Origin of the sequence: Desulfococcus multivorans (assembly GCF_001854245.1) — a bacterium.
Classification (GTDB): Bacteria; Desulfobacterota; Desulfobacteria; order Desulfobacterales; family Desulfococcaceae; genus Desulfococcus; species Desulfococcus multivorans.
The window spans coordinates 1,118,202-1,137,202 of record NZ_CP015381.1; the positions used below are offsets into that span (position 1 = coordinate 1,118,202).

Sequence of the window (19,001 nt, forward strand, 5' to 3'; positions counted from 1 at the left end):
GTAGCTCTGGGCCACGATTGAGACGACTCGGCCGGTCACCTCATCAAGCGTGTTGGGGATGTTGATTTCGGCCTGCATTCGGTTCTCCGTCGCGGAAGGCCGCTGGAAGGGCTGTCGTGGATGCTGCGGGATAAATGATCTCGGTCGAGAACCGTTGGAGCCCGTTCGCCACGTCACGAGAGCAATATCGCCGGCACCCACAACGGTTTCCGTTCTCACAGTCGTATCTGCTGTCTGGTGATCAACTTTCCGCCGGACCCCCCTGGTCCGGCTGATACCTACCGGAGGATGGCGTTTGATGTCTGCGCGGACACCCGTAAAAGACCAGGCTGGTAATTAACCGAACAGATGCGAAATGAAATTTTCGGCTTGGCATTTTTACGATAGTCGTTTACGATTATCGTAATTAAGGGGGAATATATGAGCACAATTGACACGAAAGCGCTTCAACGGGAAATCCTGCTTGGATTTTGGAAGATCCATATCCTTCACCATGCCGCCCAAAGTCCCGTTGTGGGACAGTGGATGATCCAAGAGTTGCGTCATCACGGTTACGATGTCAGTCCCGGAACGCTTTATCCGATACTTTCAAGGCTCGAGGCGCATGGATGGCTCGTCTGTAAGAAAGATCCCGAGGGCGGTCCACGTGCCAGAAAAGAGTATTCATTAACCGAGGCGGGTCGGGACACGCTTGCCTTCTTAAAAATCCAGATTGAGGAACTCTATCAAGAGGTGGTGGCTGATCAGACGCAAGCAAGCCCTCATGGTGGAGCATAAATGCTATATAGATCTAACTAACGCCTAACGTTGCATAAATGTTCCGTACTTGCTTGCTCTACGCCGCATTTTGCAACACATCAATGAAGTGTAAGAGATCCTTTCGCACGGCTTTGTTGGCGCTCATGACAAGCGTCAATTTTCCTTGCGGGCGGATGAGGCGTCCTGCTCTTTGAATCAATCTGTGCCGTATCGAGTCCAGTTTTTGGAATTTCCAGGCGGGCGGCCTTTTTGCACGTGTGCGAGCAGCAGCAGGGTGAGCCAGCATTTGCATTCTTCGATCATCTTTTTGAGTTCGGTGAATCGTTCGAAGGGAACAGATGCTGTGAATTTGATTTTGTTGCCGCTCAGCATCGAAAGGATGTCCTGATTGAAAAATGCGGAATCCATGCGAGATTCAAAGATCGTGTTTTTGATTTTGGTTTTGGCCTTTTCAAAACAGTTCAGCATGAATTCGGACGCCCCATTCGAGTCGTGGACATTGCCGGGGCGATGGAAAACGTCGAAAAACTGGCCGGTCTGTGCCACGGTGCAGAACAAAGGATAGTAACTTCGAGCGCCTTTTTTGCTTTGTTGAATCCGACTGCCGTGCCTTCTGCATGGCCCTTAGTGGATAGGACAGAGCCATCGAAATCGAAGGTCAGGCGTGAAAAACCTTCACGTTGAAGGCCTGCAATTACCAAAGAGCGGGATAATCCTCGATAATTTTCAGCACTTTGTGTTTCCATTTTGGCAAGATTGCGTGAAATCGTTGAAACATCCGGGATTTTTCGCAACCCCATTATCCGAAGAACAAGAGGATCATCACGGTAATAGTCGATCTCCCTTAAACGCCGGAAACCCAACAATAGATGGACGATGAGCAGCATCACAACCAAATGGTATCCGAAAATGGGAGAAACCTTCAAATGATCGAAGCAACCTTTGAGCTTTCTCTTCAAGTCGAGGCGCTTGAAGAGCATCTGAAAAACCAGCAAACCGGAGAAGGAAGTGAGTTGCTGATCCTCGAACCGGATCATCGGAATTTTGTGGAACTTTGCATGAATTTGTGATTTGCTGGATTTCACTTGCGGTGGCCTCCTGAATAGTGTTTTTTATTGTCGTCGCAAACAATTTATATCCACTATTCTCGGGCCTCCGCAAGTTTCTTCTTCCTTTCTTCCTCACAAGTTTATGCAACTGCAGGGTTTAAATAAGATCATGGCCGATATCTACGCCCTGGAGCAGGAGACCGAAGGCTTTATGGAACAGATTGTCGGGGAGGCTGAGTGATGAAGCTGGCCCCTTATCCAGAATACAAGGATTCCGGGCAGCCGTTTTTAAGAGATATTTCGGCTCACTGGAATCTGTTCCGAAATGGCCGCCTGTTCTCTATGAACGGGGCAAAGCGGAGGTCAAAAAATGTCGAAGCTTAATAAAGGACGGTTGCTGGCCATCGCCATAGGGGTGGTTGTTATCGGGGCCGCACTCTTTGCTTGGCAATCCTTGCAGAAAAAGGGGCTTCCCGACGGCTTCACCAGCGGCAACGGCCGCATTGAAGCGGTGGAGATCGACATAGCCGCCAAGACGGCGGGGCGGCTCAAGGATATCCTGGTGGACGAAGGCGATTTCATCACGGCCGGACAAGTTCTGGCGAAGATGGACACCGCCGTATTGGAAGCTCAGCTGAGAGAAGGGCTGGCCCGCTTGCGCCAGGCTGAGAACTCGGTGCGGATCGCCAACAGCCAGGTCGTGCAGCGCCAATGCGAGAAAACGGCAGCGCAGGCAGTGGTCTTGCAACGCGTGGCCGAGGCCGAGGTGGCACGGATACGGCTTGAGCGGTCGCGATCGCTGGTCGCCGACAAGGCCGTTTCTCAGCAGAAATTCGACGACGATCGAGCCGCTTTTCTCAGCGCCGAAGCTACGTTGCGCGCTGCCGAGGCTGATGTCGCAAGGGCGGCCGCGGCCATTGCCACGGCCAGATCGCAAGTGCTTGGCGCGCAAGCCGATGTGGAGGCGACCCGGGCGATGCTTGAGCGAATCCAGGCTGACCTTGATGACAGCGTGCTGAAGGCGCCGCGGAAGGGACGGGTGCAATACCGGGTGGCCCAGCCCGGCGAGGTGCTGGCCTCCGGTGGCACTGTCCTGAACATGATCGACCTCACCGATGTCTACATGACCTTCTTTCTGCCGACGAAAGCGGCCGGACGGGTCGCGCTGGCTACCGAAGCGCGGCTCGTGCTCGATGCCGCCCCGCAATACGTCATCCCGGCCGAGATCTCGTTCGTCGCCGACGAGGCCCAGTTCACCCCGAAAACGGTGGAGACAACGGAAGAACGCCTGAAGCTGATGTTCCGGGTCAATGCGCGGATCGCCCCGGACCTGCTCAGAGAGCACCTCCTCCAGGTCAAAACTGGCCTGCCGGGCATGGCCTATGTGCGGCTCGACCCGCGGGTGGATTGGCCGCCTGAACTGCAGACGAGGCTGCCGCAATGAGCCGGGACATACATGCACAGATCAAGGATGGCGGGAGTGCTGCCGCGCCGGTTGCCCGCCTGCGGGATGTGTCCCTGCGCTACGGCAAGGTGCGTGCGCTCGACGAGGTCAGCTTCGATTTCCCTGCGGCCTGCATGGCCGGGCTGATCGGCCCGGACGGGGTCGGCAAGTCGAGCCTGCTGGCGCTGATCGCGGGCGCCCGCGCGGTCCAGACGGGACAGGTCGAGGTGCTCGGCGGCGATATGGCCGATGCGCGCCATCGGCGCGCACTCGGCCCGCGTATCGCCTATATGCCCCAGGGCCTGGGAGGAAACCTCTATCCGACACTCTCGGTAGCCGAGAACCTCGACTTCTTCGGACGGCTGTTCGGGCAGGATCGTGGCGAACGGACGCGCCGCATCGAGGCCCTGACCGAGGCCACCGGGCTTAGGCCGTTTCTCGCTCGCCCGGCGGGCAAGCTCTCCGGCGGCATGAAACAGAAGCTCGGCCTCTGCTGTGCGCTGATCCACGATCCGGACCTGCTCATCCTCGACGAGCCGACCACCGGCGTCGATCCCCTCTCGCGACGCCAGTTCTGGGAGTTGATCGCTGGCATCCGTCGTTCCCGGCCCGGCATGAGCGTGCTGGTGGCTACGGCCTATATGGAGGAGGCGGCCCGCTTCGACTGGCTGGCGGCGATGGACGGTGGGCGGGTGCTGGCCAGCGACACGCCCGAAGGCCTGCTGCAAAGCACGGGGGCGGCTTCGCTGGAGGCGGCCTTCATCCGGCTGCTGCCGGAAGACAAGCGCCGGGATTATCAGGCGGTCGAGATTCCGCCGCGGCCGGAAGACGATGGCGATACCGCGATCGAGGCCCGGGATCTGACCATGCGCTTCGGCGAGTTCACCGCGGTCGATCATGTCAGCCTGCGTGTCCCACGGGGTGAGATCTTCGGTTTTCTCGGCTCCAACGGCTGCGGCAAGACCACGACGATGAAGATGCTGACCGGCCTCCTGCCGCCGAGCGAAGGCCGGGCCTGGCTGTTCGGACACGAGGTGGACCCGCACGACCTCGCGACCCGGCGCCGCGTCGGCTACATGTCGCAGTTCTTCTCGCTCTACACCGAGCTGACGGTGCGGCAGAACCTGGCGCTGCATGCCCGACTGTTCCACATGCCCGCTGCCGAGATTTCAGGGCGCGTGGACGAAATGGTTGAGCGATTCGATCTGGCCGCGGTGATCGACAGTCTGCCGGGACGGCTGCCCCTCGGCCACCGGCAACGCCTGTCGTTGGCGGTCGCCATGATCCACAAGCCCGAGATGCTGATTCTCGACGAGCCCACCTCGGGTGTCGACCCGGTGGCGCGCGACGCCTTCTGGCGCATGCTGGTTGAACTGTCTCGCCGCGACGGGGTGACCATCTTCATCTCCACCCACTTCATGAACGAGGCCGAGCGCTGCGACCGAATATCGCTGATGCATGCGGGTCGGGTGCTGGTGACTGACGCGCCCGCCGCCCTGGCAAGCAAACGCGGCGAGGACAGCCTGGAAGAGGCTTTTGTCACTTATCTGGAGGATGCCGAAGCGGAGGGCGCTGGCGAGGCACGCCAACCGAACGCAAGCACTTCGCTCGATTCAGTCGATGCCTCGCCAAGTCATGTCGAACCACAGGGCTGGCGGCGCCGATTCGACCCCCGGCGCATGATCAGCTATGCCCGACGCGAAGGGCTGGAGCTGCGCCGCGATCCCATCCGGCTGACGTTGGCGATGCTCGGCAGCGTCATCCTGATGTTCGTGATGGGCTATGGAATCAGCCACGATGTGGAGGATCTCACCTTCGCGGTGCTGGATCGCGACCAGACCACCGTCAGCCGCGACTATACGCTCAACCTCGCTGGCTCCCGGTACTTCGTCGAGCGGGCTCCGATTACCGGTTATGCTGATCTCGACCGGCGAATGCGCGAAGGCGACATCAGTCTGGCGATCGAGATCCCGCCGGACTTCGCGCGCGACATCGCACGGGGCCGGCGGGTCGAGATCGGCGCCTGGATCGACGGCGCCATGCCGACACGGGGAGAGACCGTCCGGGGCTATGTGCAGGGGATTCATGCCCATTGGCTGGCGACCAAGGCGCGCGAGGCTGGGCACGGCGAGGCTTTGGCGGGGCTCGTGAATATCGAGACCCGGTTCCGCTACAACCCGGATGTCAAGAGCCTGGTGGCGATGGTGCCGGCGGTGATCCCGCTGCTGCTCATGCTGATCCCGGCCATGCTCACGGCGCTCAGCGTGGTGCGCGAGAAGGAGCTCGGCTCGATCACCAACTTCTACGTCACGCCCACCACGCGGCTCGAGTTCCTGCTCGGCAAGCAGTTACCCTATGTAGTGCTGTCCTTCCTGAGCTTCCTGTTGCTCACTCTGCTCGCTGTGACCGTCTTCGGCGTGCCGCTGAAGGGCAGCTTCCTGACCCTGGCGGCGGGTGCGTTGCTCTATGTCGGCGCCGCCACGGCCGTGGGGCTGCTGATTTCCACCTTCATGCGCAGCCAGATCGCGGCGATCTTCGGCACGGCGGTACTCACCATCCTGCCGGCGGTCAACTTCTCCGGCATGATCGATCCAGTCTCATCGCTGGAAGGAGCGGGCCGGCTGATCGGCCAGCTCTACCCGACCGCCCATTTCCTTACCATTGCACGCGGCACCTTCTCGAAGGCGCTCGACTTCTCCGATCTGCAGGCGGCCTTCGTCCCGCTGGCGCTGGCCGTGCCGATCCTGATCGCGCTCGCCGCCGCGCTGCTCAAGAAGCAGGAGCGATAGTCCATGCGCCCGGCCAACATCCTTCATCTCGGAATCAAGGAGTTGCGTAGCCTGATGCGCGACCCGAGCATGCTGGTGCTGATCGTCTATGCCTTCACCATTTCGGTCTACACAGCGGCAACGGCCATGCCGGAGACCCTCAACAAGGCGCCGATCGCGGTCGTCAACGAGGATCGCTCACCGCTGTCGTGGCGCATCGTCAGCGCCTTTTACCCGCCTTATTTCGTGACCCCCGAAATCATCGACCACGCGGAGATGGATGCCCGCATGGATGCCGGCCTGGCCACCTTCGCCCTGGATATTCCGCCCAACTTCCAGCGTGATCTTCTCGCCGGGCGCCAACCCACGATTCAGCTCAATGTGGACGCTACACGGATGAGCCAGGCGTTCACCGGCAGTGGATATATCCAGACCATCGTGAGCGACGAGGTGCGCGCTTTCGTGCAGCGTTATCGCAAGGTGCCGGCTCTGCCGGTCGATCTGGTGCTGCGCGCGCGCTTCAATCCCCAGCTCAACAAGTCATGGTTTGGCGCCGTCATGCAGGTCATCAACAACGTGACCATGCTCTCCATCGTGCTGACCGGCGCGGCGCTGATCCGCGAGCGCGAGCACGGCACGGTCGAGCATTTGCTGGTCATGCCGGTCACGCCATTCGAGATCATGACGAGCAAGGTGTGGGCGATGGGGCTGGTCGTGCTTACCGCCACTGCCACGGCACTCACCATCGTCGTGCAGGGCTGGCTTTCCGTGCCGATCCAGGGCTCGCTCGCGCTGTTCCTGGCCGGCACGGCGCTGCATCTGTTCGCGACCACCTCGATGGGCATTTTCCTCGGCACCGTCGCCCGCTCCATGCCGCAGTTCGCCTTGTTGCTGTTGCTGGTGCTGCTTCCGCTACAAATTCTCTCCGGCGCTTCGACGCCGCGCGAGAGCATGCCGGAGGCCGTCCAGTACATCATGCTCGCCGCGCCCAACACGCATTTTGTGATGTTGGCTCAGTCGATCCTGTACCGGGGCGCTGGCCTCACGGCGGTCTGGCCGCAGTTCGTCAGCCTGGCCCTGATCGGGACGGCATTGTTTGGTTACGCGCTTGCGCGATTTCGGAAAACCATCGAGACCATGGGATGAGCAGAATGACAGTAACCCCGATGCTCATCATAAATCCCGGAGTGATCCATGCGGGAAGGGGTATCGCCGCCATTCTGATCGGCATGCTTTTGCTCGCGCCCACGGCGGCCTTCACCGCCGAGAAGGCAGAGAAGGACACCCTCACCCTGGTCCTGGAAAACGACCTGTTCTACAACAGTGACCGGAATTACACCAACGGGGTACGTGTATCCTGGTTGTCTGCCAAAGACAAAACTCCGGAGTGGGTGTTGCGCATGGCCGACAAGTTCCCTTTGTTCCCTGTTGACAGAGCCGTGCGGGCGAGCTACGCAGTCGGCCAGAACATTTATACCCCGGAGGACATCACTTTGCGGGACCCCCCGCTCGATGACCGCCCTTATGGCGGCTGGCTCTATGGTTCCGTTGGCTTAATCGCCGAAACCGGGCAACGTCTTGATCAACTTGAATTGACCGTGGGCGTGGTAGGCCCCGCCTCGCTTGCGGAACAGACCCAGAAGCGCGTTCATTCATTCGTGAACGCGGATGAGCCGCGAGGCTGGGACACCCAACTCAAGAACGAACCCGGGTTCATCCTGGCCTATAGTCGCAGTTGGCGTAGTTTGGCAGCGGAATCACTGCTGGGCATTCCCTTCGACCTGACTCCGCATGCGGGTGTCACCTTGGGCAACATATTCACCTACGCCAATGCCGGCCTAATGCTGCGCTAGGCAAAAAACTGCCGCACGACTATGGCCCTCCCCGAATCCAGCCCAGCGTACCTGGCTCAGGCTTTTTTATTCCTCGGCACGGTTTCGGCTGGTATCTGTTTGCCGGCATTGAGGGCCGGGCCGTCGCCCGCAACATCTTTCTTGACGGCAACACCTTTCGCGACAGCCGCAACGTAGACAAAGAACCGCTGGTAGGAGACCTCCAGTTCGGTATCGCTATTACCTGGCGGAACCTGCGTTTGGGCTATACCCATGTGCTCAGGAAACGGGAGTTCAAAGGCCAGGGCGGCCGCCGCGATGATTTTGGGGCGATCAGTCTTTCACTACAACTTTGATAGTGCGCGTTACGCGTAGTAGATCAGTTGGTTACTTCACTATCCTGCCTGGTCTTTTTGAAACCCGACTGCCGGGCACACCAAAGTAGGCGAAATGACCTTGCACAACAGATCGTAGCCATCTCCATCCGGCAGGGGCTGCGGAAAAAAGAGGATGCGCTGGGAAGCGAGATGGAGCAGGAACTGGACGTCCGCGCCATGCCCATCCGCCGTGCGGTCTTTTGGCTGGTGGTGGGTTTGGCGCTGCTCATTGTCAGTTCCCGCATCCTGGTCTGGGGCGCGGTGGAGATCGCTCATGGATTCGGGGTCAGCGATCTGATCTTCGGCTTGACCGTCGTCGCGGTCGGCACCTCGCTACCGGAACTGGCTTAATCAATCATTGCAGCCAGGAAGGGCGAACACGATATCGCTTTCGGCAACATCCTGGGCTCCAACCTGTTCAACACCCTGGCGGTGGTGTGGATCGCCGGTACGATTCACCCGCTGGCCGTCGGGCCGGAAGTCTTCAATCGGGACATGCTGGTCATGGCCGCACTGACCCTGTCGCTGTTCGTGATCGGCTATGGATTCCGGGGACCTGGAGGACGTATCAACCGCATCGAGGGCGCGGTGCTGCTGGTCTGTTACATGGGCTATACGGCCTACCTGATCAGCACGGTTTTCGGCGGGCAGGCGTAGGCCAATTCGATTCCCGTTTTGGGAACCGAACCGGCGTCCGAAAACCGGATTCGAAGTTGTTGCGGTTCTGCGCCAGGTATCAGGTTTTACTGCAAACCCGTCACCCTCGTCCGGTGCCGGGAAATCAGGGGAGAAAATCGTTTCTCTGGTCGGGTTGGCGGGAAGTGGTTGTGTGAAATGACTTCGGCTTTTATTATCAAGGAGTTACGATGAGCGCGGGCTTTGAGACTGTTTTGCGGTAGGTCGGCGTTCCCTCCGATTTTGCCGGTCTGAGAGCTAACGCAAATCGGACTCACCTCGAAACCGCAAAAATTATTCACCCAGATTTCCCGCGCTTCCGACCTTCCGCCGAAGCCGTCTCTTATCGAAACACTAAATTTTCAATGGGTTGAGCTTCAAGAACGGTTCAAGACGAGTTCGAGAGATTTTTCGGTGGAACGGAGAAAACGCGGGTCCGAAAGCGACCCCTAAAAGGAAATGGGGTTGAAACGGTGCTTCCCGGCTCCGGAGAATGCCCATTCCTGGCATCAGACTGGAACCCTTTGATAACAGGGGCTTTCCGATAACCGAAAAATCGGAGTCGTGGTTGTAACTTTTTTTCGCTTTAGCGATGCGTTGCAGCGTCGAACGCTCGTCTGAGGAAATCGAAACGGCCAATCGGGAAATCCGCTTGATTTTTCCTTCCCGGTTCTTTATTTTAGGATATGCAGTTAAAATAAAATAAAGACGAACCTTATTTTAGGTTCGAGGCAGGCAGGATGAAGCGAGAACTCCAAGGCAGATACGTGACCATATCGACGGTGGGTGAGAAGGCCCAGGCCTTCGTGCCCGCGCCGCTGCCGCCACGTCCACCCATCGACTGGACGCCGGAACTGCGCAGCAAGTTCGACCAGGCGTTGCTGGCCCTCGGTCGGCTGGACAGCGTCTCGACCTTGCTGCCGGATACCTCGCTGTTCCTCTACATGTACGTGCGCAAGGAGGCCGTGCTCTCCTCCATGATCGAGGGAACCCAGTCATCCCTGTCGGATCTGCTGCTCTTCGAGCTAGATCAGGAGCCCGGCGTCCCGCTGGATGACGTGCGGGAGGTCAGCAACTATGTTGCGGCCCTCGACCATGGTCTGCGCCTGCTGGAGGAAGGGCTGCCACTGTCGCTGCGGCTGTTCCGCGAGATTCATGGCGTGCTGCTGACCAAGGGGCGTGGCAGCAATCAGACCCCGGGGGAGTTTCGTCGCAGCCAGAACTGGATCGGCGGCACCCGGCCGGGCAATGCGGCCTTCGTTCCGCCTCCGGCCGAAGAGGTACTGGAGTGCATGAGCAAGCTGGAGCTCTTCCTCCATGACCAGCCGGAGCCGACCCCGGTGCTGCTCAAGGCCGCGCTGGCCCATGTGCAGTTCGAAACGATCCACCCGTTCCTCGACGGTAATGGCCGTTTGGGACGTCTGCTGATCGCGCTGCTCCTGTGCGAGCAGAAGGTGCTGCGGGAGCCGATGCTTTACCTCAGCCTCTATTTCAAGACGCATCGTCAGTATTATTACGAGCTGCTCAACAACGTACGGATGACTGGCGACTGGGAAGCCTGGCTCGATTTCTTCGCCGAGGCGGTCATTGTCACTGCCACCCAGGCGGTGGAAACGGCGCAGCAGCTCCTGGACCTGTCGAACCAGGACCGTGACAAGATCAGCGGCCTGGGACGGGCGGCGGCATCCACCCTGCAGGTCCACCGGGCGCTTATGGAGCATCCCATCGCCACCTCGGGCTCGTTGGTTGAGAAGACCGGCATCACCCCGGCCACGGTCAACAAGGCACTCGGCCACCTGGAACAGCTCGGCATCGTCAAGGAGCTGACTGCCCAGAAGCGTAACCGCCTGTTCAGTTACGCGGGCTATATCGAGATCATGAGTCGTGGCACGGAGCTGCCGGGCAGGTAGGTCGGTTCGATTCCCATTTTCGGAATCGAATCAGATTCGTTGGGAGATTGTTCTTGGTATCCGCTCGCGTTGCAAACCCAGCATCCTCGTCCGGAGCTTGGAAATCGGGAGAGAAAAGTTGCTTCCCCGGTGGGAACTTGGGGCGTGACTCAGCTTCCTATGCGAAGCCCTTTGTTTTCAATGTGTTACGGTGCAGATCGGGGTCGGAGGCTGAGTTGCGGTCGAGAGCTGTTTGCTCCACCATTTCAAAAAGACAGACCCGTCCACTGATATGATTGACAGTTGTCAAGAAAAAAAAGTTCACCGACCTTCCTTTTCCCGCGGGAAAAGGATTATTACAAGCGTCTCTCCAGGCCATTGGTAGAGGCGGGATCTTTGAAACGACGGCTGATCTCTCTGATATTCGCGGGTTGGTTACCGCATGACTTGGCTACGTCGTGGAGCTGCCTCTGTCTAAAATCGGAAGTTCGGCTATTCGCCTTATTCCATAGCGGCGGCGAGGATTCTCCTATCCGAGATCGCGCCTCTAAAACAAGCGCGTTTACAATACGACTAACTCAAATGAGAAAAATCAGGTTTGTCTCCAGAGCCTGCGAAATTTCTAACTTCTGAAAGTCGAATCGGGCCGTCATCAGGGCGCAGCTCACCGTGTATTTCATGTTCAGGCCGGATTGTCGTGTTGTTGCATAGCGCTCTCCTTTCCGTGGTTTGAAAGCGGGCTCACAATTGCGTTATGCAATTCCTGCCCCAAGGAATTACCGCTATGGAAAGTTGAACTGTTTCAAGGCGTGGAAACAATTCAGAGCGTGTTTCAGGGAATGATTATATCCCACGAGCCGATAGACAATTTTCCTGCCGGTTCTGATGATCAGGCACGGGATCCGGATAAAGGTATGGATGAACCTTTTGAATTCCATGCGTACGATCCGTTTTCCCAAGTGCCGATACGGTATCAGCAATCCGTACCATGCCTTCAAATCCCATGCCGTCGAAGCAATGGCCATGTAGGCCCAGTTGGAAAGCAGCGTGTTTGACGGCGCCTTGAGGGCGCAGGCCCCGTTTTTCAGCTGCTCGATGTCGTTTTCGTGATCAGCCCGCTTCCGATAGAATTCAAGAATCTGCTCTTTTGAGTTTTTGGCATCATTGGTTATATAGAAAAAATAGCGTACATTATCGAATAGTTTCAGCTCAACTTTTGTCACCTTGAGGATCTTTTTCAACACGATCATCCGATAGGGTTTTTTGCATTTTCCCGGCTTGTAGGAAAACTCGCTCAGATATTCGGATACGGTTTGAATCGTCTTGAACTTTCTCTTTTTTACCACCGCCTTTTTGATGTTTTCCGCTTTTCGACGCTTTCGGGTTTTTACCGTATGCCCGGGTTTCCGCTCAAGCAGATCCCATTCCGTCAGGCTTTTTGCAAGCTTCACCAGATTTCCCCTGTGGCAGGAGATGTCCATGCCTTCCTTGCATTCCCCCGATGTTTCGGAAATCGTACCGTCGACATTGATAACGGCTTCTTTCCTGAAACACCGGGGCTGTCGGCGCCATATCTTCTTCCGGATCTCGTTTTTGGCTTCCATCAGCTCGATGATCTGATCTTCATCAAAGCGTCTCAGAAAATCGCCGGCGGTTGTTGGATCGGAGATGAGCTCAGCGCCCAGCGCATTGAGCCAGGCCTCGTCATTCCTGAGCAATTCAATATCCTCAAGACAACTGGCTTCATCCAGACCGATGGTTTGGTGAGCCAACGTTTGTTCTAAAAGGCCGACAGTGCGCCGTAAATCAACCAGTTTTTGTTCCTGTTCCCGCAGCCGCTTTTCGTTGAGGGTAAATCCCCTGATCAGGTGCTCCCGCAGCACATTGGTGGCCCAGATTCGAAATTGGGTGCCGCGCCTGGACTTGACCCGGTAGCCAACCGATATGATAACATCAAGATTGTAAAAATTGACCTTACGGCGAACCTGCCGGCCACCTTCATTTTGAACTACCGAGGATTGCTCGGTAGTTCCCTTCCGGGTCAACTCGCCTTCTTTGTATATGTTACGGACGTGCAGGCCGATGGTGTCCGTATCCTTATCAAAGAGTTCGGCCATCTGACGTTGATTGAGCCAGACCGTTTCCTGTTCCAGGCGCACATCCAGCGCAGCCTTGCCGTCCGGCGACCGATATAGAATGATTTCGCCTTTATCGGAACTTGCTGTTTTATCATTTTTTTTGCCATCAATCCGTTCTCGGAACATAATTTTCTTAGACAACATTTATTTCGCTGCCCAATTCGCGACCCAATTCATTCGACATTATCCAATTGCCATACAGCGGATTTTTGCCACCGGGAGCATGAACCCTCAATCATCCGGCCCCCGGTGGGCGGTTGTGTCTTCGTCGACCCAATCTTCCTCGGTGTAGGACATGCCCTTTCGCCCCGGCACCTTGCGCGTCGGTCCGGCCTTGTAAAGAGCGCAGCTTTTCGGTCCGTAACAGAAGGTCTCGAACCGGTACCGTTTCTTGGACGGATTCCAGTGGTCGATGATCATCTCCACCGGCATGCGACAGCCCCAGATACAGGTCATGCACTTGGCGTCATACGTCCGGGTGTCCAGACGCCGATGCCCACGGCTGCGATAGGTTTCAAGGTCGGGCGGCACGCCGTGAAACGGTGGATCAGCCAGGAAATCACCTTCGGCATCATTTATTATCTTCAGACCGCTTGCCTTGTAGAACCCGGCCGTCTCAAGCCGAGTATCAGGAACGGGAACCGCCAGGCCGCTCACCTCCATGCCGACTCGAAATCGATGCTTCGCTTGTGCGGCCTTCCCGAGAGCAATTATGTATTCGCCCGGTTCATCATCGATTGTCCCTTCAAACCGAAGTACATACCCCAGATAGCTGTGGCTCCGCTCGTCGAAAGACCGCATCAGCCGAATACGGGGCTGCACGGCCTGAATGCGTCCCGACCATTCAATTTTGGCCGTTTTGGTTGTCGATCTTGATTTCATGATGATTTTCTTTCCCGAACCTGCTCTTCAAAACCTGATTCAGCTCCTCTTCGGTTTTCTTGGCCAACGTGCCTTTGCACGTTCCAGAAAAGAAGGCTCAACTTTTTTAGGTGCGCCGGTGACGATATCCTCGAACCCGGCCATAAATCCTTTCTTGCGAAAGTGCCTTTTGCGCACATCGGCAACCACCGCCTGCCAGTCGGCATCGAGATTCGCTTTGGTGTAGCATTTTTTGGCGCGCTCGATATGGCCGAGCGCTGCATCGTAATATTTGCTTTTGTCAGCGTTGACGATCCGCATGCAGAGCGCACGGTAAACCCTAGCGGATACATTAGGGTGAGAGCGCTCCAGTTTGCGCGCCAGCGGCTCGGTCCGGTAATGGCTGAGATCTTCCAATTCGTCGTCTGTGATCCGGTGCAGGTACGATACAAGGCGATCGAACTCTTTATGAACGAGCCATAGTTCAATCAAAGAGGACAAATCGCCTTTCTCCGCTGACGACATGGCCTTTTGGTGCCAATCCGTTCTCTCTTCTCCCGGCACATAGCGCATCAATTCCTTGTATGTAAACGTGGAGGGGTGTGCCTCAAACTCGGACCAGGCGGATTGAAGGGCATCTTCCGTCCGCCCAATCCTGGCCAGCATCACCCGCTTTAGCTCACCTAATTCGTGTTCTTCATGTGATGTTCGGATGTCCGCCCGCGCGATCTTCAAGCCTCTTTCGACCCAGGAAAGCGCATCTTCAGGGCGTCTCCGGCTTTTGTATATTTTCGCGATGGCAATGCAGTCCTTTGCTTCAAACCCGGTCTGATCGCAAAGCGCGATGTAATCGTCAACATTTTGCTGGGCGGCCAGCAACGTCTTCAGTACGCCGTCCCAGCGTCGGCGTTCGTAGCCGGAAAAGCGCTTTTCCTCGTCATCTCGGATCGGAGCGGATTCGAACTTGGCGCGAATCTGCTGGATGAATGCCGCCAGCCCCTTCTTGTCAAGCACTTCCACAACCCCACGCTCAAGGTCGTGACAGAATCCGTAGGGGTCGTCTTCCATCCAGGATATCAGCGATATTGCGGTCTCGTCCGGATCAAAATTTGCACACTGACGTGCTTTGATCCAACCTTGAAACAGTTCCTCAACCAGCATCCCGAAATCACCGCTCGAGTCGTCGATCTCATCGGCCTTTTCATGGCAGGCGGCAATAAAGATTTCGTATAGACGCGCTGCGCGTTCCGGCTCTTTCCGGCAAATTTTACCGATGTCATCAGCAACACCCTGAACATCCTCCACGAACGACCAGGCGGCATTATAGGAAATGAAACGGCCGGGAGACAGTGCCGCTTCGATGGCCTTTTCCAGAGGATCGGTCTGTTTTCGCTTCGCGGGGCTCATGGTGTTCCTTTGATGGTCACTCGATTTCTCGATCCTCCCAGGCTGTTTTTGCCTTCACCTCATCGATGAGAAACCGCACGCCCTGGTTGTCATACGGGTTCAGCCAGAGCATCTTCTCAAATATGTGCTCCGCCTCGTCAAAGCGCCCAAGCCGCCAGAGACACAATCCATAACCGTGCATACAGCGCAGAAACGGACGGTTGTCGATCAGGCCCCACGCTAAGACGCCGGCAAAGTCGTCACCCAAAGACAGCTCGCCGATACGCAGGCCGACTTCGTAATGCCGGATGGCATTTTGCGGCCAGTGATCAAAAACGAAATTGCCCAGATGCGAATGGGCATCGAGGCAGCGCAGGTCCGCCTGGCACAGCTCCATCAAGATCTTTTCCGCCTCTGCCCGCTCGCCGGCATCATTGAGATCATTGGACCGGGTGATGGGGTCATTGAAAGGATCGTCAGTGTCCTCGCCGGGCAGCACCTGCTCCATCTCGAACATGGGGCGGGGGCCATGGGCGATGATCGGCTTGGCCCAATCTTCGATGGGGTCGTCTTCTTCTCCCCAGTACTCTTCCTCAGGGTCCCACTTGCCCATCTCTTCGAGCCCCAAAGCCGCCAGATCGAGGGCCTTTACGTCGATCCGGGTCGATTGAATCTCGCCGGAAAGATACGGATGACCACCGTAACGCCACTGCTTCCGGGGCGTTACCGTGACGATGGCGCCAGGCACCACCTCCCAGAGGCGGCTTGCACGCAAGGTAATGATCTGGTCGCTTCCCCGCAAACGGCACCGGGCGGCCCGCTCCATGACCGCTAGGGCGACCAATTCGACCGGTTTGCTCAGGTCGATGTCATCGTCTGTAGCTTTGTCCTGCCTGCGTCGTCGGGAGGTTTTTTGCGTCCCGGCAGGGTAAGGATCGAGGTTGAGCCACCTCCGGTAGGCAGCAATGTAGCGAGTCCCAACCGATATCTGCGGCAACACGACATCGGAGACCGCCACCACATATTCGGACCCGTCCTCGCGACGGCACTTTGCCGTCAGACCGCGCCGTTCGTTACCATCATAGTCTATTGCGATCACCGAAACCGGTTCCCCGATAACGAAACCGTCGGCAGGGAGGGCAACGTCATCCTCAAAGGCCTGCCGAAAAGCCCAGAGCTGCTCATCATCGCCGTATGCGTCGACGATGATTTCCTCAATAAGTCTGTCCAAGGCTTCGAGTTTCTTCCCCTCTTTGGGGCTTCGCGTGCTCATCCTTTATTGACCCTTCCAGATACCGGCCTTCACCAGACGTTGAATCAGCGCCTTGCGCCGCAGGTGGCCGGCCATGAACTTTTTCAACTCTTTTTGAAATTGCTTCTGGCTCGCAAACAAGGCATAGGCTTCGGCGATGTCGACAAGCATACGGCATGCTTCATCATACCCTCGTCCCGATCGGCGCTCGACGGGTTCTTTAACCAACGCCCAGGCCTTGGGAAAATCGCTGGACAGATTCTTCAGATACGCCTCGCGTTTCTCACGTCGCTTGGTCTCCCATTGCTTTCGGTCCCGTTTTTGTTTTTCCATCCGGATTAGACGCGCCTTTTCGGTGTTCTGCCGCAATTCGCCCACCGTACGCCGGGGTGCGTCGGTATCGCCTGTCTGTAAGCCGCGTCGCCATGATGCGAACCGGTTCCTGATGGACCGTTCGGCCTTCTGTCCCTTGCCCTCCAGCAATTGTTTCAGGATCGAATTGACTTCTTCCCTTGGCAGGGCATCGATCCACTTGTCCATTTCCTGTGCCGAAATTTCCGCTTCCGGAGCGGCCGGGCTGCCCATGCCGGCACCGGCCAGAAGGTCCGGGTCCACCTCCAGAAATTCGGCGAGCGCCTGCTGAGCTGCTGTCAGGTCTCCCAATCCGCTCACGGACAGCGGCTCCATCTCATCATCATCCATAATTTCCCCGGTTACGGCCGCCAGCCATCCGATATAAAGGCTGCGCAGATCCCCGCGCAGCAGTTCATCCCGCACCGGGGCCAGACGTGCCATCCAGCCGCGGCCGTCCTCCATGCCGAAGCGGTCGTAGTTTTCCGATTCCTCCAAACTCCAGGTAATGATCCAATGGGTCTTGGTGGGCCGGATATCCAACAGATAAGGTACGGCCACGTCCTTGGCCGTCTCATGAGTCAAAGCTTCGATGGGCAGCCGCACCGTGAATATGGCCGTCATCCAGTTGGCCACATAGACATGGGCATCGAAATAGTGCTGAATCAGCTTGTCGGGGTTGCCCTTGAAATCGCCCCAATGGTATTCATTGGTAAAGCTTACCGGCGTGATCGTGGCCCGCGTCGAGAGCGCCCGCAGCTCGTCCATCTCATCTGTCGTCAGAGGCCGGTCAATGGCCAGAAATTCGTAATACTGATATTCGCTCATGGTCTCAGTTCAGCCTTTATCCGCCGGCATTGGTCCACTTTTATCCATCCCTCGGCCTGAAAGCCTCTCCCAGGCCAGCCGGATATGCGCCGGCTTGAACAAGCGCCGTTTGCGATCGTTCCAGAGGGCCATGGCAGCGACGGCGCTTTCTGCATCCGACACCTCGCCGTCATGAATAAGCGACCAGTGAACCGAGGCCAGCAGCTCCATGCCGTAAGGCGTTTCAAACCCATCCACGAGATCCGCCACCCGTTCGAGGTGCCCTGCGGCGCTTTGATTTTTCTGAAGGAAATGGTCGGCGACTTTATCGGCATCCGGAAGCAGCGTGACTTCCACATCCGGTTTCTGGGTATCACCATATCCCCGGATATGGTGCTCCTCGAGGATTTCCAGCACGTTGTTGAGGTTATGGGCATAGGGGCCATACAGGTGCTTGACATACCGCAGCTTCAGATCCATGCCCGATTCCTGCAAAAAATAGGCGAGCTTCTGTATCTCCAGCAGCGTCATCCGGTATGCGAATCGCGCATACTGCTTCATGAGTTTGATGAGCAAGGCCCGGGCCAAGGTCATCTTCGGTTTGGCGGTGCCCACCGGCATATCCTTGGCCTCCGGGCTTCCTTTGGGTTCGTAAAGCGCCAGCAGAACGTCCGGCATGTCTTCAAACGCCGCTTCGATCGTCGCCTTGACCCGGCTCCACTGCAGTCCGTCCAATCCGGAACCCAAAGGAGGAACGGCAATGGATCGGATCTTTCGCTGCCGCACTTCCGCACCAGGGCTTTCAGGCCGCTTTCGATATCCTCATAGCGGCTTTTGCCGCGCCAATGGCGCTTGGCTGGAAAGTTGATGATATAGCGCGGATTGAACATCTGGCCGGTTTCGAACACGAACATACGGCCCGGTTTAACCTCTTCCCTTCGGCAGGCGGCTTCGTAGGCCTTGAAATTCTCCGGAAACGCCTTCTTGAACTGCAAGGCGATCCCCTTGCCCATTACACCGACACAGTTGACTGTGTTGACCAGGGCTTCCGCATCGTCCGTAAGAATATTTCCGCGGGTTGGTTCAATATCATTGAGATCGTCGAACCATTGCGTAAAGGCGGCAATACCGTGGCCATCGGAAAAATAAAACCAAGCCCTCTCTGAGTAATGATTCCAACCGTTGAAACCGCATAGATCAAGGGTTCCTGGCCTTCATCGTAATCTTCCACTCTGCCCGTGTGCAATTGAAGGAGCATTGGCGAGCGTGGCCCGAAATAAAAGGCCACATAATCGTGCACCGTGCCGCCCGGCCCGCAGCCAATGGGACGCTGCCGGCGGATCTTCTGGATATCCACATTATGGATCGCCCGATAATCGCATGCGCCTTATTTCCTTGGTCGTGTTCTTGCTC

The 19,001-nt window shown here is 57.2% G+C and carries 13 protein-coding genes and 5 pseudogenes; 7 read left to right on the forward strand and 11 right to left on the reverse strand.

Annotation, left to right across the window (positions count from 1 at the left end; genetic code table 11):
* The first annotated feature begins 420 nt into the window (after window positions 1-420).
* Window positions 421-777, forward strand: coding sequence for a PadR family transcriptional regulator (locus tag dmul_RS04740; RefSeq protein ID WP_020876930.1), 357 nt, complete (start codon window positions 421-423; stop codon window positions 775-777).
* Window positions 778-954: 177 nt separating this feature from the next.
* Here the strand turns inward: dmul_RS04740 and dmul_RS21225 are convergent, their stop codons facing one another.
* Together dmul_RS21225 and dmul_RS21040 are read right to left on the reverse strand one after the other, a co-directional pair.
* Window positions 955-1,131 (reverse strand): hypothetical protein, encoded by a 177-nt coding sequence (locus dmul_RS21225; RefSeq protein ID WP_407918627.1) that lies wholly within the window; start codon window positions 1,129-1,131, stop codon window positions 955-957.
* An 89-nt stretch (window positions 1,132-1,220) separates the two neighbouring features.
* Complete coding sequence (locus dmul_RS21040) at window positions 1,221-1,844, reverse strand: transposase (RefSeq protein ID WP_020876932.1); 624 nt, start codon at window positions 1,842-1,844, stop codon at window positions 1,221-1,223.
* A gap of 334 nt (window positions 1,845-2,178) precedes the next feature.
* On the opposite strand from dmul_RS21040, the gene dmul_RS04760 reads away from it, so the two are divergent.
* The 6 genes and pseudogenes from dmul_RS04760 (at window position 2,179) to dmul_RS04785 (ending at window position 10,814) form a co-directional block, all read left to right on the forward strand.
* Window positions 2,179-3,252 (forward strand): HlyD family secretion protein, encoded by a 1,074-nt coding sequence (locus dmul_RS04760; RefSeq protein ID WP_020876933.1) that lies wholly within the window; start codon window positions 2,179-2,181, stop codon window positions 3,250-3,252.
* Complete coding sequence (gene rbbA / locus dmul_RS04765; RefSeq protein ID WP_020876934.1) at window positions 3,249-6,041, forward strand: ribosome-associated ATPase/putative transporter RbbA; 2,793 nt, start codon at window positions 3,249-3,251, stop codon at window positions 6,039-6,041. Before dmul_RS04760 ends, rbbA begins: the two co-directional genes overlap by 4 nt.
* A 3-nt stretch (window positions 6,042-6,044) precedes the next feature.
* Window positions 6,045-7,166 (forward strand): ABC transporter permease, encoded by a 1,122-nt coding sequence (locus tag dmul_RS04770; protein WP_020876935.1) that lies wholly within the window; start codon window positions 6,045-6,047, stop codon window positions 7,164-7,166.
* 83 nt (window positions 7,167-7,249) lie between these two features.
* Window positions 7,250-8,208 (forward strand): annotated as a pseudogene (locus dmul_RS20690) (lipid A deacylase LpxR family protein).
* 198 nt (window positions 8,209-8,406) lie between these two features.
* A pseudogene (locus dmul_RS04780) lies at window positions 8,407-8,886 on the forward strand (sodium:calcium antiporter).
* A 758-nt stretch (window positions 8,887-9,644) separates the two neighbouring features.
* Window positions 9,645-10,814, forward strand: a complete 1,170-nt coding sequence (locus tag dmul_RS04785) for a Fic family protein (protein ID WP_020876939.1) — start codon at window positions 9,645-9,647, stop codon at window positions 10,812-10,814.
* 761 nt (window positions 10,815-11,575) lie between these two features.
* Here dmul_RS04785 and dmul_RS04790 read toward each other — a convergent pair.
* The 9 genes and pseudogenes from dmul_RS04790 to dmul_RS21240 all read right to left on the reverse strand — a co-directional run.
* Window positions 11,576-12,532, reverse strand: a pseudogene (locus tag dmul_RS04790) (transposase); the annotation flags it as partial.
* 90 nt (window positions 12,533-12,622) lie between these two features.
* A pseudogene (locus tag dmul_RS21230) lies at window positions 12,623-13,075 on the reverse strand (virulence RhuM family protein); the annotation flags it as partial.
* An 87-nt stretch (window positions 13,076-13,162) separates the two neighbouring features.
* Window positions 13,163-13,813, reverse strand: coding sequence for a hypothetical protein (locus tag dmul_RS04795; RefSeq protein ID WP_020876941.1), 651 nt, complete (start codon window positions 13,811-13,813; stop codon window positions 13,163-13,165).
* A 39-nt stretch (window positions 13,814-13,852) separates the two neighbouring features.
* Window positions 13,853-15,199 (reverse strand): DUF6880 family protein, encoded by a 1,347-nt coding sequence (locus dmul_RS04800; protein ID WP_020876942.1) that lies wholly within the window; start codon window positions 15,197-15,199, stop codon window positions 13,853-13,855.
* Between the two features lie 16 nt (window positions 15,200-15,215).
* The gene (locus dmul_RS04805) at window positions 15,216-16,451 is read right to left on the reverse strand and encodes a calcium-binding protein CcbP (protein WP_020876943.1); all 1,236 of its coding nucleotides are present in this window, start codon (window positions 16,449-16,451) and stop codon (window positions 15,216-15,218) included.
* A gap of 3 nt (window positions 16,452-16,454) precedes the next feature.
* The gene (locus tag dmul_RS04810; RefSeq protein ID WP_020876944.1) at window positions 16,455-17,609 is read right to left on the reverse strand and encodes a hypothetical protein; all 1,155 of its coding nucleotides are present in this window, start codon (window positions 17,607-17,609) and stop codon (window positions 16,455-16,457) included.
* A 9-nt stretch (window positions 17,610-17,618) separates the two neighbouring features.
* Window positions 17,619-18,374, reverse strand: coding sequence for a type II toxin-antitoxin system antitoxin DNA ADP-ribosyl glycohydrolase DarG (darG, locus tag dmul_RS04815; RefSeq protein ID WP_020876945.1), 756 nt, complete (start codon window positions 18,372-18,374; stop codon window positions 17,619-17,621).
* Window positions 18,375-18,427: 53 nt separating this feature from the next.
* Window positions 18,428-18,601, reverse strand: a pseudogene (locus dmul_RS21235) (macro domain-containing protein); the annotation flags it as partial.
* Window positions 18,601-18,945 (reverse strand): DarT ssDNA thymidine ADP-ribosyltransferase family protein, encoded by a 345-nt coding sequence (locus tag dmul_RS21240; protein ID WP_040415676.1) that lies wholly within the window; start codon window positions 18,943-18,945, stop codon window positions 18,601-18,603. The pseudogene dmul_RS21235 and the gene dmul_RS21240, both read right to left, overlap by 1 nt.
* Window positions 18,946-19,001 lie beyond the last annotated feature (56 nt).

Bases quoted from the DNA above. Each gene is read 5' to 3' on its own strand.
- dmul_RS04740 (WP_020876930.1), top strand. From the start codon at position 421: ATGAGCACAATTGACACGAAAGCGCTTCAACGGGAAATCCTGCTTGGA.
- dmul_RS21225 (WP_407918627.1), bottom strand. From the start codon at position 1,131: ATGCTGAGCGGCAACAAAATCAAATTCACAGCATCTGTTCCCTTCGAA.
- dmul_RS04760 (WP_020876933.1), top strand. From the start codon at position 2,179: ATGTCGAAGCTTAATAAAGGACGGTTGCTGGCCATCGCCATAGGGGTG.
- rbbA (WP_020876934.1), top strand. From the start codon at position 3,249: ATGAGCCGGGACATACATGCACAGATCAAGGATGGCGGGAGTGCTGCC.
- dmul_RS04770 (WP_020876935.1), top strand. From the start codon at position 6,045: ATGCGCCCGGCCAACATCCTTCATCTCGGAATCAAGGAGTTGCGTAGC.
- dmul_RS04785 (WP_020876939.1), top strand. From the start codon at position 9,645: ATGAAGCGAGAACTCCAAGGCAGATACGTGACCATATCGACGGTGGGT.
- dmul_RS04795 (WP_020876941.1), bottom strand. From the start codon at position 13,813: ATGAAATCAAGATCGACAACCAAAACGGCCAAAATTGAATGGTCGGGA.
- dmul_RS04800 (WP_020876942.1), bottom strand. From the start codon at position 15,199: ATGAGCCCCGCGAAGCGAAAACAGACCGATCCTCTGGAAAAGGCCATC.
- dmul_RS04805 (WP_020876943.1), bottom strand. From the start codon at position 16,451: ATGAGCACGCGAAGCCCCAAAGAGGGGAAGAAACTCGAAGCCTTGGAC.
- dmul_RS04810 (WP_020876944.1), bottom strand. From the start codon at position 17,609: ATGAGCGAATATCAGTATTACGAATTTCTGGCCATTGACCGGCCTCTG.